Source organism: Thermococcus gammatolerans EJ3, from assembly GCF_000022365.1.
GTDB classification, from domain to species: Archaea; Methanobacteriota_B; Thermococci; order Thermococcales; family Thermococcaceae; genus Thermococcus; species Thermococcus gammatolerans.
Window position 1 is genome coordinate 1738625 of sequence record NC_012804.1, and the last position, 16532, is coordinate 1755156.

Consider the following 16532-nt stretch of genomic DNA (forward strand, 5'->3'; position numbering starts at 1 on the left):
ATTTTTAACGTTTACTCGCTTCCCGGTGTGGTGGTTGAATGAGACCAAGAGACATCGGCTTAATTTCCACTTTCACAGCGTTTACAGCCTTAGGTGCCCAGGTTGCGATACCAATTGGCCCTGTTCCGATAACCCTGCAGGTGCTCTTCGTTCTTCTCTCAGGCCTCGTTCTTGGGGCACGGCTCGGTTTTCTGAGTCAGACGCTCTACCTCCTACTCGGGCTGCTTGGCTTTCCAGTCTTCGCCCACCTAGGTTCTGGTTTTGCCGTTCTCTACGGCCCGACTGGAGGTTACCTCCTAGCGTTTCCCCTCGCTTCCTTCCTAGCCGGCATGATGTCAGGAAGGGGAAAAGCCATCGAAATGGCCGGGGCTCTGCTTGCGATAGGTGCAATCTATCTCCTCGGTTGGGCAAGGCTCTCGCTTCTAATCGGCCCTGAGAAGGCCTTCTACCTCGGCGTCCTGCCCTTCGTAGGTGTTGACGTTGCTAAAGCGGTTGTAGCGGTTCTTGTGGCGAATGCCGTTAGGGAGGCCCTACCGGAGGGCAGGTTTTAAAACCTCCATCTCCAACTCTTTCTCAGGTGGGGGACATGACGCTCAGGGCGCACCACGTCAGGCTTACAACATTCATTCAGGCCACAGAGGATGAGGACAAAGTTCTTGAGGCGATAGGAACCTTCATTCCCGAGGATATAGACGATGAGGACGTTTACTTCGAGGTTCTCGAAACTGAAGGCTTCTTCGGTAACCCGATTAAGGTCGTGAACGTTGAGATAAAGAGGAGTAAAGCCGTGAGAGCGTTCCTCAGGCACTTCAAGGAGCTCCTCGACGAGAGCGCAAGGCGCTACATTCTGGAAAACCTCGACGAGAAGGTGGATGAGGAAGGAACACTCTACGTCCGCTTCAATAAGCAGAAGGCCTACCTCGGTGAGGTAGAGGTTGACGAGGGAGGCGACACGATTCAGGTCAAGATCAAAGTCAAAGCCTTCCCGATGAGGAAAGAGGCCGTCGTGAAGGCCGTGAGGGAGTGGCTGGAGGAGAAGGAATGAGCGAGAGGGAATACTTCGTCGAGATGGACGTCAGGAGCGTGGAGGCCTACGAGCTAGCTAAGGAGTGGTTCGACGAGGTAGTCTTCACCAAAAAGCTCATCCTCGATACCGAGCCAGACTGGGACTCGCTGAAGGAGGAGCTTCGGGAGCTGAGGAGGACCTACGGGAAGGTCGCGGTTCTGCTCGTAACGAGAAAGCCGAGCCTGATACGGACCTTTAAAGCGAGAAACCTAAAGGCCCTGCTCTACGTTCAGGGAGGCGACATGAGGGTCAACAGGATGGCCATCGAGGCAAAGGTTGACGCGCTGATAAGTCCCTGGCTCGGGAGGAAGGATTACGGCTTCGACCACACCCTTGCTGGAATGGCGGGCAGGAGGGGCGTTGCAATCGGCTTCTCGCTCTCACCGCTCTTAAGGGCGAACCCCTACGAGAGGGCCTTAACGCTCCGCTTCATGGCCAAGGTCTGGGAGCTAGTAAGGAAGTATCGCGTCCCTCGCTTCATCACAAGCTCCGCCGAAAGTAAATGGGAGGTTCGCGGGCCGAGGGACTTGATGAGCCTCGGGATAAACATCGGGATGGAGATTCCAGAGGCGAGGGCAAGCCTGAACTTCCACCCGCGCTCACTTCTCTCGCGCCTTTGATGCTTTTTGACCAATCTTAGCATTCTGTCAGTTGTCCACATAAGTTGTTGTATTCCCCACAGATTTCCAAATTTACAGGTATTTTTAGCGAAATTTTGTCACTTAGATGAGCTTTCTTTCGAAAGGCTTATATTCATCAAAAGGTGCGCTAAAGCGGGTGGTCACCCATCGGTGGTCGAGAAACTCTCAGTTGTCAAGTTCGGTGGAAGCTCGGTAAGGGACTCGTTCTGGAGTGCACTAGAGCTGGTTGACTACCTACTCGAGGGAAGCAGGTTAGTGGTTGTCGTTTCTGCCCTCAGGGGCGTCACGGAGAAGCTTTTAGAGCTCTCGGAGCGGCCAGAGTGGGAACTCTTTGAGAGCATTGCCTTGGAGCACTCGAGAATAGCCGATAAGCTCGGTGCAGAGGTAAAGCCCCTGCTCGACGAACTCGAAAAAGCCATCAAGGAGAACCGCCACGATCCCGAGTGGAAGGACTACATCCTCTCCTTCGGGGAGAGATTCTCCGCGGTTCTCTTCGCCAAGGCCCTTGAAAACGAGGGCATTCCAACGATTCCCATAGACGCGAGGGAAATCCTAACCCTTCGCGGGAGCTTTGGGAACGCGGAAATAGATTTTTCAGCCAGCCTGCCCCGCGTTCGGAAACTCGGAGAGCTGGCAGAAAAAGCGGTTCCAGTAGTTACAGGCTTCATAGGAAACCTCAACGGAAAAACGGCAACCCTCGGCAGGGGTGGCAGTGATTACACGGCCTCGGCCCTCGGAGCGATGCTCGATGCGAAGGGCGTTCTCATAATGAGCGACGTGAAGGGGATATACACCGCCGACCCGAGGCTCGTTCCGGAAGCCAGGCTGATACACTTCCTATCGCGCGAGAGGGCCCTTTTGGCGGCGAAGCTCGGGATGAAGGCACTCCACCCAAGAACCATCGAACCCCTCGGAAGTATTCCGCTGATACTCGGCAGAACCGAGGACTGGCGCCTTGGAACCCTTGTGTCAGACTTCGGCGACGACTGGCCGATAATTGTCCACCGGGTCGAGGGAGAGAGGGCGAGGATATCAATTGTAGGTGTTGAAGAGCTTCCCGGCTGGAAGGGAGTGAAGGGGAACGGGTACTTCTCAATAGCGGTCGAGAGGGAGGAGCTCGTGCCGGCTTTGAGGGAGATACACGGGGTGGTCTTCGATGAAGATCCGCGTTCATGCCACCATAGCGAACTTTGGGCCCGGGTTTGACGTCTTCGGCGTCGGCATAGGCGAGCCCTACGACGAGCTGTCCTTCAGGGAATCGAGCGAGTGGGAGATACGCGTGAAGGGGCACGACGTGCCAGCCGATGTGCGAAACACGGCGGTCGTTGCGGCCAGAGCTCTCGCCGAGATGGCTGGGGAAGAGGTTGCGCTGAGGATGAAGCTGAGGAAGGGGATAAGGCCGAGGAGCGGGCTCGGCAGTTCGGGCGCTTCATCCCTCGCGGGGGCGCTCGCGATGGCGAGGGTTCTCGGGGTTGAGGATGAGAGGCTAATACTCCGGGCCGCGATGGAGGGCGAGAGGGCCGCTTCCGGCAGTGCTCACGGCGACAACGTTGTTCCTGCCTACTACGGAGACTTCACTATCCTAGAGTCCTACGAGCCCCTGAGGGTCCGGAGGATCCCGGTGGACTTTGATGTTGTTGCCGTTTTACCAGCCGTCGAGATTCCAACGAGCGAGGCGAGGCGCGTCCTCCCGCCAAAGATACCGCTGAAAGACGCCGTCAGAAACATCGCGCTCGCATCTTCCCTGGTTCTCGCGCTGAAGGAAAACGACCTTAAGGCAGTCGGAAGGCTCCTCGACGACAGAATAGCCCTGCCTTACAGGAAGAGGCTCATGCCCTGGTACGATAGGGCAAGAAAGGCCGCCCTTGAGGCGGGCGCTTACGGCTTTTCGGTTTCCGGCTCGGGTCCGGCCGTGTTTGCGGTGGGTGGGGACGTGGCTCAAATAGGGAAGGCCGTTGCGGAGGCCTTCGAGGGGTTCGGAATCGAGGTTGATGTCTACGTCACAAAAGCCGGAAGGGGTGCCTTATGGTTTTGAGGTGTATCGAATGCGGTAGGGAATACGATGAAAACGAGCTCCGCTATAGATGCGACTGCGGTGGCCTACTTGAGGTTGTTACCGACCTTGAGAGGGCCGAGGACGTTTTCGATGGAAAGAACGTGACGCTGTGGAAGTACGAGAGCTGGCTTCCCGTGAGGAAGAGGGTTTCGCTGAACGAGGGTGGAACGCCCCTCTACAGGCTCAGCAACCTCGAGAGGGAACTCGGCGTTGAGCTCTACGCCAAGAACGAGGGAGCCAACCCAACAGGCTCCTTCAAGGACAGGGGCATGACGGTTGGAGTATCCAAGGCCCTCGAACTCGGCATGGACAAGGTGATATGCGCTTCAACGGGCAACACTTCGGCTTCCCTCGCGGCCTACGCGGCCAAGGCGGGAATAAAGGCCTACGTCTTGGTGCCGAGCGGTAAGATAGCCCTCGGAAAGCTTGCGCAGGCGATAATCTACGGGGCGAGGGTCGTTCCAGTTAAGGGCAACTTTGACGACGCCCTCAGGGTCGTTGTTGAGGCGAGCGCAAAGCTCGGCGTCTACATGCTCAACTCGATAAATCCATTCCGCCTCGAGGGTCAGAAGACGATAGCGCTCGAAATCTACGACCAGCTCGGCTTCGTGCCGGACAACGTCGTCCTTCCGGTTGGAAACGCGGGAAACATCTCGGCGATATGGAAGGGCTTCAAGGAGCTCTACGAGAAGGGGATAACCGATGAGCTCCCCCGCATGATAGGGATACAGGCCGAGGGCGCGGCACCGCTCGCGAGGGCCTGGAAGGCCAAAAAGCCGTTCGAGCCCGTTGAAAACCCCGAGACGGTTGCCACCGCCATAAGGATAGGCAACCCCGCCAACTGGCCCAAGGCCTGGCGCGCGGTTGAGGAATCTGGGGGCCTCTTTGAGAGCGTGAGCGACGGGGAGATACTTAGGGCTCAGGAACTGCTCGCGAGCAGGGAGGGCCTCTTCGTCGAGCCCGCCTCCGCGGCTCCCCTGGCGGGCCTCATGAAGCTCCTCGAAAGCGGGGAGCTTGACAGGGGCGAAAGCTACGTCCTCGTAACGACGGGGCACGGGCTTAAGGACCCGAACGTCGTCGTAAACCGCTTCACCCTTCCCAAGCCAATAGAGCCGACGCTCGAAGCCTTCAGGGAGGTGATGAAATGAGGGTCGCCGTTCTCGGTGCAACTGGCCTCGTCGGGAGAACCTTCGTGAGGCTCCTCCAAGGCCATCCGTGGTTCAAAGTTGAAGCCCTCGTCGCCTCCGAGCGCTCAGCAGGGAGGCGTTACGGCGAGCTCGTCGAGGACGCACCGGAGGAGTTCGGGGACATCGAGGTCGTCTCGCTCGGCGAGTTTTTGAGGGATGTGGACGTTGACATTGCCTTCAACGCCCTCCCGGCTTCAATCTCGCGAGAAGTCGAGGAAAAGCTCGCCGAGCAAATCCCAGTCTTCACCAACGCTAGGTCTCACCGCTACGACGATGACGTGCCGATACTCGTCCCCGAGGTTAATCCGGAGCACATGAAGCTCATAGAGGTTCAGCGCGAAAGGAGGAACTGGAACGGCTTCATAGTGACAAATCCGAACTGCTCCACCGCGATTTTGACGGTTTCCCTCGCCCCCCTGAGGGAGTTTGGGATTAAACGAATTCATGTGGCCACGATGCAGGCCATAAGCGGAGCCGGCTTCTCGGGCCTTTCTGCCTTCGCCATTCAGGACAACGTGATTCCGCTCATCGAGGGCGAGGAGTGGAAGATTGAGAACGAAACAAGGAAAATCCTCGGGAGCTTGGAGGGGGACAAAATAAAGCCGGCGCCCTTCGAGATCTCTGCCATAGCCACGCGCGTTCCGGTTCTTCACGGGCACACGGAGGCGGTATTCATTGAGCTCGAGCGCGGGAGCGTGGAGGATATAAGGGAAGCCTTTCGCTCCTTCGACCCGCTGAGAAAGCTCGACCTGCCGAGCTACGAGAGGCCCCTCGTTTACACAGACGTTCCCCAGCCGAGGCTCCACAGGGACAGGGGAAGGGGGCTGACTGTCACGGTTGGAAGGCTCGAGGAGAGCAGTTCAACATTCAAGTACGTAGTTACAGGCCACAACCTCGTCCGCGGCGCGGCTGGAGGTTCAATCCTCAACGCTGAGCTCGCGAAAAGGCTTGGCCACATTTAAAAAAGAAAGGTTCAGCCGAGGGCCGGGAAGTAGTCCGGCTCATAATCTTCGAGCTTGCCGTCCAGGTAATCCTCGTAGCCCTTCAGGTCGAGGAGACCGTGACCGCTCAGGTTGAAGAGTATGACCTCCTCCCTTCCTTCTTCCTTCGCTTTCAACGCCCTGTCTATTACGCCCTTTATCGCGTGGGCGCTCTCCGGGGCTGGGATTATACCCTCCGTCTTCGCGAACAGCTCGGCAGCTTGGAAGACCTCGGTCTGGTGGTAAGCGACTGGCTTGACTATTCCGTGGTTTATGAGTATACTCAGCGTTGGAGCCAAGCCGTGGTAACGAAGGCCACCTGCGTGAATCGGCGGGACGTAGTAGGTGTGGCCGAGTGTGTGCATCTTCATCTTTGGGGTGTAACCGCCGGAATCGCCAAAGTCGTACTTGTAAACCCCGCGCGTCATGCTCGGGGCGGCCTTCGGCTCGACCGCTATGAACTCGTAGTCGGCCTTTCCACTCAGAACGTCCCTAACGAACGGGTATGCCAATCCCGCGAAGTTGCTTCCACCGCCGACGCAGCCGATTATAACGTCCGGCTCTTCGAACTCCTTCATCTGCTCCTGGGCTTCGAGGCCTATAACAGTCTGGTGCATGAGCACATGATTGAGGACGCTTCCGAGGGCGTAGCGGGCTTTTTCGTCCTTTAAAACGTCTTCAATCGCCTCGCTTATCGCTATTCCCAGCCCTCCAGGGTGGTTGGGGTCCTCGCTCAGGAACTTCCGTCCAATTTCCGTTCTGTCGCTCGGACTGGGGTAGATTTCGGCCCCGTAGAGGCGCATTATCGTCTTCCTGTAGGGCTTCTGCTGGTAGCTCGCGCGCGCCATGTAGACCCTGATTTTAAGGCCGAGCAGAGCTCCCGCTAAGCTCAAAGCCGTTCCCCACTGTCCCGCCCCAGTCTCGGTAACGAGCCTCTCTATTCCCTGTTCCTTCGCGTAGTAGGCCTGAGCTAAGGCGGTGTTTATCTTGTGGCTTCCCGTTACGGTTGCCCCCTCGTACTTGAAGTAAATTCTAGCGGGCGTGCCGAGGGCCTTTTCGAGATTTGTGGCGCGGAAAAGTGGCGTCGGACGACCTATCTTGGCGTAGAGTTCACGAACTTTCTTTGGAATCTCGATGTACCTTTCCGTGCTCATCTCCTGCTTCACGAGCTCCTCCGCGAAAATCCTCAACAGCTTCTCCGGCTCTATTGGCTCATCCGTTTCTGGGTCGAGGGGCGGTGCCAGGGGCTCCGGGAGGTCGGGTAGTATGTTGTACCACCTCTTCGGTATCTTCGAATCGGGCAGAACGGCTTTCATTCTACCACCTCCGCCGGTTTTAGGGTTTTGAGAAGTCCCAAAGGGTGAGGGAATAAGAGCGTGAGAACTAAACAGGAGCGTTTAAGTGGCAGAACGGCGCGGCCAAAAGCAACCCCTCCTCAGCTCAGCGCCAAAAACAATCCCGCCCAGAAGTTTTTGGACTAACACTCATCTCGAAGGAGAGCCCCTCAAAGCCAAAAACAATCACTCCTGGCAATCATGGTGCATCGACACTCAGAATGGATCCTCGCTTAAATAAGTTTCGGCGCAAAATTGGAATTTACGACGATTTTTTCCCAGAAAGGGGTACAAAGATTGTCATTGATCTAAGCTGGTTCTGTCTGATCGTAGGGGGAGGCTCCCCTCCTGTGCCTCATCAGCAGGTCGTAGACGAATTCCTTGACATCGGGGCTCATCTCATCGTAGAGTATAACTGGCTCTTCGAGGTTTTCAGCGTCGAGAGCCTTTATTAGCTCTTTGACCGCTGGAACAGCTCTCCTGAGAAGCTCTTCAACGAGTTCAGGGTATTCGTCTTCATCTATTTCCTCCGGGCTCTCGAAGGCGAGGTACACGAGGGCGTTTCCGATGTGGAGTTGAAGAACGAGCTCGTTCTCCGTTATGTCGAAGAGCGAGAAGTTATAGCTCCTCCTGTTGGATCTGGCCACGAGTATACCCACAAGATGGGGTTCGCTGTTCTCCCCGCTGAACAGTGAGACGAGGTCCACTGTGGCCTTTTGTACCCGTTCCATTTCCCTCCCCTCCTTCACTTTTCACCGGAGGATAAAAGGGTTTTGACCGAGCCGTGAAAAAGTTCGTGGGAAATTGACCGTTTTAAAACTCAACAATAGAGTACGCTGGATTATATGGTTAGAGTAATTCTGGGCCGAAAAACTCATAAAAGAAGTCATTGGAGTGGTCTCGGGTGTAAAAAGTGAGACCAATCCCATTCCTGGCCGCACTCTTGGTTCTCGTGGCAATGGGTATGCCCTGGTTCACATCCCAGCATACCTCAGAGGGAGTTGTGGCCCACGCCGTCGCCATTGACAACGGCAGCTCACCCTCAAATCGATTCCTCAGCTTCCTGGACGTTGTGAAGGGCCTGTACCTCAACGAGAAGGAGATAAGGAATTACCTCCACCTCAAGGCGAAGGAAAAATCCATCAGCGAGCTTCTCTCGATAATCTCAGTTCCTCTAATCCTGCTTGGCGCCGTAATTGGACTCTTTAACGGAAAACTTGGTCACGGGGTTGGGCTTGCTGGAATGATCCTCCTGACAGTTGGTCTGGTTCCGTGGGGAAGTGGAGGGGGCACCCTCAGCGTAGGGGTAGGTTACCTGCTGGCATGGGTTGGCTTCTCGGTGGGTTTCGTCTCCTCCGCACTGTCAAAAAAGTAAGTTAAAGCTCGTTCAGGATCTTTCTCAGCTTTTCAAAGTCCTTCCTCAGCTCTTCCCTGAGGGGAGGCTTGTAGAGAGCGGCTGCGGGATGGTACATGGGCATGATGATGATCCTTCCGAAGAGAGTGTTCGCCCTGAAAACCTTCCCGTGGATCTTGCTTATCGGCTCGGGTTCAAACCCGAATTTCCTCAGGAGGTATCCCATCGAGTGCCTCCCGAGGGGAACGATCACCTTGGGTCTGATGATATCAATCTGCATGTCCAGGTAGGGGGAGCAGGCCCTGATTTCCTCCTCGGTTGGATCGCGGTTTTCTGGCGGCCTGCACTTGACTATGTTCGTTATGTACACATCATCCCTACTGAGCCCTATTCCTTCCAAAAGTTCGTCGAGAACCTTTCCAGCCCTGCCAACGAAGGGCAAGCCTTTCTGATCCTCCCAGTAGCCCGGGGCCTCGCCCACGAACATAACCTTGGCATCGTAGCTCCCAGAGCCGGGAACGGCGTTGGTTCTGAGCTGTCCAAGGGGACACTTCCGGCAGTTCCGGATTTTCTCCTCGAGCTTCCTCATCAGCTCTTCCTTTCCCATAGGCATCACGCGAGGGTTTTCTGACTCAGGTAGGCCTTCAGAAACTCGACCCAGGCCGTGAAATAGCCCCTCTCGTACTCGTCTCTAAACTCCTGTCTGAGGATCCTCTCAAAGCGTTCCAGCACTTCCTCTGCCTTCTTTCGATCGTGCTCTTTGAGGAGCTGGACGACAAGGGAATCCGGGTCGTTGTCCTGAATGGCACTCAGGAATCCGATGACGGCTTTAGAATAGCCCCTGCCCCATTCGTCGTTCCCCGCTATCTTCTGGAGCTTTTCCATGTGTCCCTTTGCCCTTGAGAAGTCCCTCCTGAGGAGTGCCCTGAGGAACATTTCCATCCTCATCTCTCTCGCTGGCATTCGACCACCTTATTGGCATCACAAAGAAGTGCTTTTAACCTTAGTGACTTCACACATCTGTGTCATACCTATGCAGGGAAATCTTCATATTTACGCAAAAGCTTTTATACTCTTAGATTGAACATCCGCCAGAGGGAGGAGTTGTTAAAGGTGATGCGTATGGCTGAAAGTTTGGGTGAAATTCCCAGTGGGGAGAAGGAGTTTGCGGAGTCAACCAAGAGAATACGGGACATAGTTGAATTTCCGGAAATCAGTGAGGATGAATTCTATGAGATGTTGAAAACCGCGAGCAGGGGTTACGGTGGAGATCTGCCTCACAGGACTTATTCTCTCTGTCCCGAGACGAGGCGCGTCGTTCCGGCATTGGTATGGGAGAAGGACGGGAAGGTCTGGATAACCAAGAAGTGCCCCGAGGGCATGATAACCGACCTCTACTACGAGAGCGTTGAAACCTACAACCGCTTTAGGAAGTGGCTCTGGAGCAGAAAGGAACTTTACAGTACAAACGTTGAAAATAGTGGTGTCAACTGTCCCTTTGACTGTGGAATGTGTGCCAGGCACCGCTCCCACACGAACCTGCTCAACATCGTTCTGACAAACCGCTGCAACCTGTCGTGCTGGTACTGCTTCTTCTACGCCAGGGAGGGCCAGCCGATTTACGAGCCAACGCTTGAGCAGATTAGGATGATGCTCCGCAACGCGAAGAAGGAGTATCCCATCGGAGCGAACGCCGTTCAGTTCACGGGCGGCGAGCCGACCCTTCGCGACGACCTGATTGAAATCATCAAAATCGCTAAGGAGGAAGGCTACGACCACGTCCAGCTAAACACCGACGGAATAAGGCTCGCCTTCGAGCCAGAGCTCGTGAAGAAAATCCGCGAGGCCGGAACGAACACCCTCTACCTGAGCTACGACGGAATGACGCCCCAGACCAACTGGAAGAATCACTGGGAGATTCCGCTCATCTTCGAGAACGTGAGGAAGGCCGGTGGGCCGGGGATAGTCCTCGTGCCCACAACGATTAGGAACGTCAACGACCACGAGCTTGGGGCCATAATCAACTTCGGCCTCAACCACCTCGACATCGTTCGCGGTGTGAACTTTCAGCCGCTTTCTCAGGTCGGCAGGGTTCCCAAGAAGGAGCGCCAGCGCTTTAGGATAACTATTCCTGGAGCTATAAAGCGCATCGAGGAGCAGACCAACGGCGTCATAGCTATGGAGGACTGGTATCCTATCCCGATAGCAGGTCACATAGCGCGCTTCTTTGAGGCCTTTACAGGCTCACGCTACTACATGACCAGCCACTTCGCCTGCGGTGCAGCGACTTACGTCTTCCTCGACCGCGAGAACAAGCGCGTCGTTCCGATAAGCAGGTTCCTCGACGTCGAGGGCTTCGTTGAGTTCCTCGAAGAGAAGGCCGAGGAGATAGAGCAGTGGAAGAAGCTGGGCAAGCTCCAGAAGCTCAAGCTCGGGGCGGAGATATTCCTCAAGTTCAAGAGCTTCTACGACGAGAAGTACGCACCGAAGGGACTCAGCGTGCTCGAACTCATAAAGAACGCCTTCATGCACGGCAACTACGATGCCCTCGGCAAGTTCCACGAGAACGCGCTCTTCATCGGAATGATGCACTTCATGGACGAGTACAACTACGACGTTGAGAGAGTTGAGCGCTGCGTCATTCACTACGCCATGCCCGACGGCAGGATAGTGCCGTTCTGTACTTTCAACGTGATCCCCGAAATCTACCGCGACAAGGTTCAGGCGCAGTTCAGCTACACCTGGGAGGAGTGGAAGAGGCTTCACCCCGACTGGGACTACAAGAAGGACAAGTACTTCAGGAGCAAGGAGTTCGTCGAGAAGATGAAGAAGAGCGAGCTTTACAGGAAGACCTACATAGACATCGAGGACTACTTTGGCGTTAAGGAGGTGTGAAGATGAGTGAGGGTATGCTCAACAGGAAGCTCGTGAGGCTCAACCTGAGGTTTGGCGATATAGACTGGGAAAGGGCCACCGTAAAGCAGTATGAGCTCGAGAAGGAGGAGGCAATCTGGAGGGTCTTCCTGAACGGCTATGCCAAGAACGGTTTCGTCGTGTTCGACCCGTCTTCCATTCCCGAGGAGAAGGTTCTCGAAGCCCTCGGGGAGCTGAAGCCAGAGGTTAGATCCAGGGAAGAACTAACGGTCGAGGAGCTCATCGAGAAGAGCATGAGCTGGAACAACATAATGAAAAACGCAAGGGCTTAACGCAGGTCTATTTTTATTCTTCCTTCCCCATCGCTTTTCTCAAGCTCAAAGCTCACTAGTCCACTGAAGGCGCTCAGATCGATGACGTTCCTGCCGGGTTCCAGCTCGAAGGTCTCCTCAGCCGCTCCTGTTGAGGGGAGGGAGAGGTCGTACTCGCATATCTTTATCCTGTTGTCCCTCCGCAGGTGCAGGATCATCCTCGGCTCGCGATAGCCGTCGAGGGGAATTCCGCCCAATGGCCGTTCTCCAAGGGCCGGAAGCAGAAAGCTGACTGCAGGTGGCCGTTCCCTGATTATCCCTTCATCGAAGAGAACAAGATCTCTCGTTCCGGTGTCGAAGGGAGTTGCTTCAGTTGATCCGGTGTTCGGAGCGCTGTTGGTCGCCACGAGCAGTTTGCCTCCGAGCTTCTCGATGCTGGTGACCCTGGCCCCGAAGGCGCCAACGATCTTCACCACGGGAGGGGCGATGTAAAGGAGAACGCTCGGGCCGACGATTGTGTTAGTTGCCTCCCATTCAAACTCGTTTCCTGGTCCCCTGGAGTAAATCGCGTCGTGGTGGGCATTGAAGGCCGTTAGAATGCCCCCACCAACGTTGATCGCGTTCACCCTGAAGGGAGCGTAAAAGGTCGGGAAGTCAAAGAGGCGGTAGAAGGTTAGATCCTCTCCCATCAGGGGATTTCCAGCTATTATCCCACCCCTCACAAAGGCAAAGACACGGTTGTAGGCCGAGGCCATCGCTCCCAGCTCGGGCCTAACAACAGATCCGCCGTCTGCGCTTTGAGCCACCCCAAAGAACTCCCATCGGCCATCTATCATGTCAAGGGCACCAACCTTACGCATTCCCCCGGTGAAATTGTTGCCAATGCCAAAGAAGGCCGTGTCGTGGACTCGGACACCCTTCGGTGAGGGCTCGTCAAGGAGTCTTTTGGCCTTTCCACCTTTCCTATCGAGGGAGTACACACCGAGGTTGGCGTGGCCGTCCTCCCTCGCGAGGAGGAGCCTATCGTTGTACGGATCGTAGAGTATCTCGCTCACTTCCCCTGCCCAGTCCGTCTCGTGGTGGATTGACTCCCTCCACAGCAACCTGACCTCGCCTTCCTCCGTGTCGTAGGCGTGGACGTGCGAGTACTTATTGGTAAAGAGTATCCTTCGGTCTTCCCGGTAGAGGGCGGGAGCGTGGACCCAGCCCCCGAAGTAGATGAACTCGTCCACTGTTTCAACCGCGTTATAGGTGTCTCCTCCGCTCGTCGGCCCCGGGCCAACCAGCGTGAAGTCGTAGACCTTTTCTTCTTCGCTCTTCACGTCGATAAAATGTGCCTCTCCTTCGAATGCAAGGGTGAAGTACAGGACGCCGTTGTAGTATCTAAGGCCGAAGATTCCACCGCTGCCCCACTCAGGCCCGTACCTCCCAGGAAAACGATAGTTTGGCAGGAGCATATCACCACCTGTGACCCTACAGTGTAGGCCTTTATAGATTTCTCGAAGGTTTTAAAGGGAGAAACGAATAACCTCCTGTTATGAGACCTTACCGAGGACTCACGGTTATCTTCGGCTTCTACGCGCTCGGTGAGATAGTCAGCTCTGGCCTTCACCTTCCCGTTCCGGGCAGCGTTCTCGGAATGCTCTTCCTCCTCTTTGCTCTCCTGAGCGGTGCCGTAAAGCTCGAGTGGGTGGAAAACGAGGCCGAGTTTCTGGTTAAGAACATGAGCGTCCTATTCATTCCGCCGGGAGTTGGCATAATCCTCTACCTCGGCCTGATAAGGGCCCAGCTCGTTCCGGTATCCGTTGCGCTGGTTCTCAGCTTCGTAATCACGCTCTTCGTTACTGCAAAGACCGTCGAGGTGCTGAGGCGATGAACCCCTACGGCATAACCCTCACCCTGGTAGTCTTCTACATCTTCTCCGAGCTCCACCGGAGGAAAAAGGCAGTCTACACGAACCCGGTTCTGCTCTCGATAGTTGCCATTTCACTGCTCCTGAAGCTCGGCGGGTTTTCCTACGGTTCATATATGGAGAGCGCGGTCTTCCTGAAGTTCCTCCTCGGGCCCGCCGTCGTGAGCCTGGCTGTTCCCGTTTACAAGAATACGGGTTTAATAGCGAGGTACTCGAGGGAGATTGCCGCTGGAATCATCGTTGGCGGAACCACCGCGATGCTCACCGCCTACTGGATAGCCAAGCTTCTCGGGGCGAGCGGAACCGTTCTGAGGAGCATAGCTCCGAAAAGCGTCACAACGGCAATAGCGATAGGAATAAGCACCAAAATCGGAGGAATACCGGCTTTAACGGCCGTTCTCGTTATAACGACCGGACTACTAGGCAATGCCTTCGCCCCAGAACTGCTGAACCTCTTTCGGGTAAGGGACAGAATAGCGAGGGGTTTGGCAACTGGCGTTAGCTCCCACGGCCTCGGGACGGCGAGGATAATAATCGAGGACGAGCTTGCCGGTGCCGTCAGCGGTCTCGGCATGGCTCTGAATGGAGTCTTCACGGCTTTAGTCCTTCCTTATCTCATCGAAGTCCTCTAGAATGCACTCACTGACGCGTAGCCTGTCGCTTGAATCTAGAAAGAGTGTAAAGTCCCTCTTCGCGAGCCTATCCTCGACGGGAGCATGCTCAACGAGAAATGCTATTATTTCAGCGGTGCTGTACGGAACCTTCACTCCAATCTCGTCAGCCTTCCTGAAGAGCCTCTCGGGGATTTCAAAGATATCATCGCCCCTCCTTACTTCAACGCTTACCTTTGAGTTGATCTGTTCCCAGAGGAGGAGTGTGTTCCTGGCTTTCTCGATTTTTTCGAGTGCCCGCCTCTCAAGTATACTCACGTTGGCCCTGCTGGTGCCTAAAAGCTCGGCGATCTCGCTCTGTCTCAATCCCATCGCCCTCAATCGAAGTATTTTAATCTGCTGATCAGTGAGGAAGCTCTTGGATGGCATCTTAAACACCGAAGTTTAACAAAACGTCAAACATTAAAAGACTTTCGGGAAACGAAAGGTTTATAATTTTCGGCCTTTCCTTTAGATTGGTGCCCCGGTAGCCTAGCCTGGCGGGGCGGCGGACTTGTAATCCGCCGGTCGCGGGTTCAAATCCCGCCCGGGGCTCCATATTCTGGTCCGATGATTGGAAAGAGAGTGAGCTGACGGGATGATGACCGACTTCTCGCTGAGGACCAAAGTTAGTTCATTTTTCATACCTCAGTGGCCTTTAGTGTTCTTCAATGTATATAAAATCCTCGATGTACATTCCCCCATTCGACCAGATCTTTGATCTAATGGGGCCATTAAATCAAAAATTTTCGTAGTAAACTTTTTGTTTTGAACGGACTGTTTTCCGGCCTTTTTTCGAAAGGTTTATATACGCAAATGCCTAAGAGCCTATCGCAAATTACCGAGAAACAGAGGTGGTATGGATGGTCGAGATTGACCCGTTTGAGATGGCCGTTAAGCAGCTCGAGAGGGCTGCCCAGTACATGGACATAAGTGAGGAGGCCCTCGAGTGGCTCAAGAGGCCCATGAGGATTGTTGAGGTTAGCGTCCCCATCGAGATGGACGACGGTTCTGTTAAGGTTTTCACCGGTTTCCGCGTTCAGCACAACTGGGCCCGCGGTCCCACTAAGGGTGGCATTCGCTGGCACCCCGAGGAGACCCTCAGCACCGTTAAGGCTCTCGCCACTTGGATGACTTGGAAGGTTGCAGTCGTTGACCTTCCGTACGGTGGAGGTAAGGGTGGCATCATCGTTGACCCAAAGAAGCTCAGCGAGAGAGAAAAGGAGAGGCTCGCCCGCGCTTACATAAGGGCCATTTACGATGTCATTGGCCCGTGGACTGACATTCCCGCTCCCGACGTCTACACCAACCCCAAGATAATGGGCTGGATGATGGACGAGTACGAGACCATAATGAGAAGGAAGGGCCCGGCTTCGGTGTCATCACCGGAAAGCCGCTCAGCATTGGAGGTTCACTCGGCAGGGGAACAGCTACCGCACAGGGTGCCATATTCACCATCAGAGAGGCCGCTAAGGCCCTTGGCATTGACCTCAAGGGTAAGACCATCGCCGTTCAGGGTTACGGTAACGCCGGTTTCTACACCGCCAAGCTCGCCAAGGAGCAGCTCGGCATGAAGGTCGTGGCTGTAAGCGACAGCAAGGGTGGCATCTACAACCCGGACGGCCTCGATCCGGACGAGGTCCTCAAGTGGAAGAGGGAGCACGGTAGCGTTAAGGACTTCCCAGGCGCGACCAACATCACCAACGAGGAGCTCCTCGAGCTCGAGGTTGACGTCCTCGCTCCTGCAGCAATCGAGGAGGTCATCACCGAGAAGAACGCCGACAACATCAAGGCCAAGATTGTCGCCGAGGTTGCCAACGGTCCGGTCACCCCGGAGGCCGACGACATACTCCGCGAGAAGGGCATCCTCCAGATTCCGGACTTCCTCTGTAACGCCGGTGGTGTCACCGTCAGCTACTTCGAGTGGGTCCAGAACATCAACGGCTACTACTGGACCGAGGAGGAGGTCAGAGAGAAGCTCGACAAGAAGATGACCAAGGCCTTCTGGGAGGTCTACAACACCGCCAAGGAGAAGAACATCCACATGCGCGACGGTGCCTACGTCGTCGCCGTCCAGAGGGTCTACCAGGCCATGCTCGACCGCGGATGGGTCAAGAAGTGATCTCTTCTCCCTTTTTAATTCCTTGAGCGAAGTGTCCATAGCAAA

Annotated in this window: 18 protein-coding genes, 1 tRNA gene and 1 pseudogene; 14 read left to right on the plus strand and 6 right to left on the minus strand. The window is 55.3% G+C overall.

What is annotated here, in order from left to right; genetic code table 11:
- Window positions 1–38 precede the first annotated feature (38 nt).
- From TGAM_RS09125 to asd, 7 genes are all read left to right on the plus strand, one after another.
- Window positions 39–551 carry a biotin transporter BioY gene (locus tag TGAM_RS09125; RefSeq protein ID WP_015859415.1) on the plus strand — a complete coding sequence of 171 codons (513 nt, stop codon included), beginning with the start codon at window positions 39–41 and terminating at the stop codon, window positions 549–551.
- 35 nt (window positions 552–586) lie between these two features.
- Complete coding sequence (locus TGAM_RS09130) at window positions 587–1045, plus strand: RNA-binding protein (RefSeq protein WP_048811318.1); 459 nt, start codon at window positions 587–589, stop codon at window positions 1043–1045.
- Window positions 1042–1686 carry a Ribonuclease P protein component 3 gene (locus tag TGAM_RS09135; RefSeq protein ID WP_015859417.1) on the plus strand — a complete coding sequence of 215 codons (645 nt, stop codon included), beginning with the start codon at window positions 1042–1044 and terminating at the stop codon, window positions 1684–1686. The genes TGAM_RS09130 and TGAM_RS09135 overlap by 4 nt, the downstream gene beginning before the upstream one ends.
- A gap of 171 nt (window positions 1687–1857) precedes the next feature.
- On the plus strand, window positions 1858–2913 hold the full coding sequence (locus tag TGAM_RS09140) for an aspartate kinase (protein ID WP_015859418.1): 1056 nt from the start codon (window positions 1858–1860) through the stop codon (window positions 2911–2913).
- The gene (locus TGAM_RS09145) at window positions 2864–3742 is read left to right on the plus strand and encodes a homoserine kinase (protein WP_015859419.1); all 879 of its coding nucleotides are present in this window, start codon (window positions 2864–2866) and stop codon (window positions 3740–3742) included. The genes TGAM_RS09140 and TGAM_RS09145 overlap by 50 nt, the downstream gene beginning before the upstream one ends.
- The gene (thrC, locus tag TGAM_RS09150) at window positions 3733–4911 is read left to right on the plus strand and encodes a threonine synthase (RefSeq protein WP_048811319.1); all 1179 of its coding nucleotides are present in this window, start codon (window positions 3733–3735) and stop codon (window positions 4909–4911) included. The genes TGAM_RS09145 and thrC overlap by 10 nt, the downstream gene beginning before the upstream one ends.
- On the plus strand, window positions 4908–5912 hold the full coding sequence (gene asd / locus TGAM_RS09155; RefSeq protein ID WP_015859421.1) for an aspartate-semialdehyde dehydrogenase: 1005 nt from the start codon (window positions 4908–4910) through the stop codon (window positions 5910–5912). The genes thrC and asd overlap by 4 nt, the downstream gene beginning before the upstream one ends.
- A gap of 11 nt (window positions 5913–5923) precedes the next feature.
- On the opposite strand, the gene TGAM_RS09160 is transcribed toward asd, so the two are convergent.
- Window positions 5924–7246, minus strand: coding sequence for a TrpB-like pyridoxal phosphate-dependent enzyme (locus tag TGAM_RS09160; RefSeq protein ID WP_015859422.1), 1323 nt, complete (start codon window positions 7244–7246; stop codon window positions 5924–5926).
- Window positions 7247–7572: 326 nt separating this feature from the next.
- Window positions 7573–7995: a hypothetical protein gene (locus tag TGAM_RS09165; protein ID WP_048811443.1), complete on the minus strand. Its 423-nt coding sequence runs from the start codon at window positions 7993–7995 to the stop codon at window positions 7573–7575.
- Window positions 7996–8177: 182 nt separating this feature from the next.
- Between TGAM_RS09165 and TGAM_RS09170 the strand changes: the two genes are divergently transcribed.
- A complete protein-coding gene (locus TGAM_RS09170) occupies window positions 8178–8639 on the plus strand; it encodes a hypothetical protein (RefSeq protein WP_015859424.1) in 462 nt (153 codons plus the stop codon).
- Window position 8640: 1 nt separating this feature from the next.
- Here the strand turns inward: TGAM_RS09170 and udg are convergent, their stop codons facing one another.
- Window positions 8641–9225 (minus strand): type-4 uracil-DNA glycosylase, encoded by a 585-nt coding sequence (gene udg, locus TGAM_RS09175; protein ID WP_048811320.1) that lies wholly within the window; start codon window positions 9223–9225, stop codon window positions 8641–8643.
- 5 nt (window positions 9226–9230) lie between these two features.
- Window positions 9231–9581: a hypothetical protein gene (locus TGAM_RS09180; RefSeq protein ID WP_015859426.1), complete on the minus strand. Its 351-nt coding sequence runs from the start codon at window positions 9579–9581 to the stop codon at window positions 9231–9233.
- Between the two features lie 159 nt (window positions 9582–9740).
- On the opposite strand from TGAM_RS09180, the gene tes reads away from it, so the two are divergent.
- Together tes and TGAM_RS09190 are read left to right on the plus strand one after the other, a co-directional pair.
- Window positions 9741–11513 carry a tetraether lipid synthase Tes gene (tes, locus tag TGAM_RS09185; RefSeq protein ID WP_015859427.1) on the plus strand — a complete coding sequence of 591 codons (1773 nt, stop codon included), beginning with the start codon at window positions 9741–9743 and terminating at the stop codon, window positions 11511–11513.
- A gap of 2 nt (window positions 11514–11515) precedes the next feature.
- A complete protein-coding gene (locus TGAM_RS09190) occupies window positions 11516–11824 on the plus strand; it encodes a DUF3213 domain-containing protein (protein WP_048811321.1) in 309 nt (102 codons plus the stop codon).
- Here the strand turns inward: TGAM_RS09190 and TGAM_RS09195 are convergent.
- Window positions 11821–13260, minus strand: coding sequence for a DUF2139 domain-containing protein (locus tag TGAM_RS09195; RefSeq protein ID WP_015859429.1), 1440 nt, complete (start codon window positions 13258–13260; stop codon window positions 11821–11823). The two genes, TGAM_RS09190 and TGAM_RS09195, sit on opposite strands and share 4 nt — an antisense overlap.
- A gap of 80 nt (window positions 13261–13340) precedes the next feature.
- Between TGAM_RS09195 and TGAM_RS09200 the strand changes: the two genes are divergently transcribed.
- Both TGAM_RS09200 and TGAM_RS09205 read left to right on the plus strand, forming a co-directional pair.
- Complete coding sequence (locus tag TGAM_RS09200) at window positions 13341–13679, plus strand: CidA/LrgA family protein (protein WP_015859430.1); 339 nt, start codon at window positions 13341–13343, stop codon at window positions 13677–13679.
- Window positions 13676–14347 carry a CidB/LrgB family autolysis modulator gene (locus TGAM_RS09205; protein ID WP_015859431.1) on the plus strand — a complete coding sequence of 224 codons (672 nt, stop codon included), beginning with the start codon at window positions 13676–13678 and terminating at the stop codon, window positions 14345–14347. The genes TGAM_RS09200 and TGAM_RS09205 overlap by 4 nt, the downstream gene beginning before the upstream one ends.
- On the opposite strand, the gene TGAM_RS09210 is transcribed toward TGAM_RS09205, so the two are convergent.
- Window positions 14315–14755 (minus strand): Tfx family DNA-binding protein, encoded by a 441-nt coding sequence (locus TGAM_RS09210; protein WP_015859432.1) that lies wholly within the window; start codon window positions 14753–14755, stop codon window positions 14315–14317. The two genes, TGAM_RS09205 and TGAM_RS09210, sit on opposite strands and share 33 nt — an antisense overlap.
- A gap of 91 nt (window positions 14756–14846) precedes the next feature.
- Between TGAM_RS09210 and TGAM_RS09215 the strand changes: the two genes are divergently transcribed.
- Both TGAM_RS09215 and gdhA read left to right on the plus strand, forming a co-directional pair.
- Window positions 14847–14923, plus strand: a tRNA-Thr gene (locus TGAM_RS09215).
- A 305-nt stretch (window positions 14924–15228) separates the two neighbouring features.
- Window positions 15229–16487 (plus strand): annotated as a pseudogene (gdhA, locus tag TGAM_RS09220) (glutamate dehydrogenase).
- Window positions 16488–16532 lie beyond the last annotated feature (45 nt).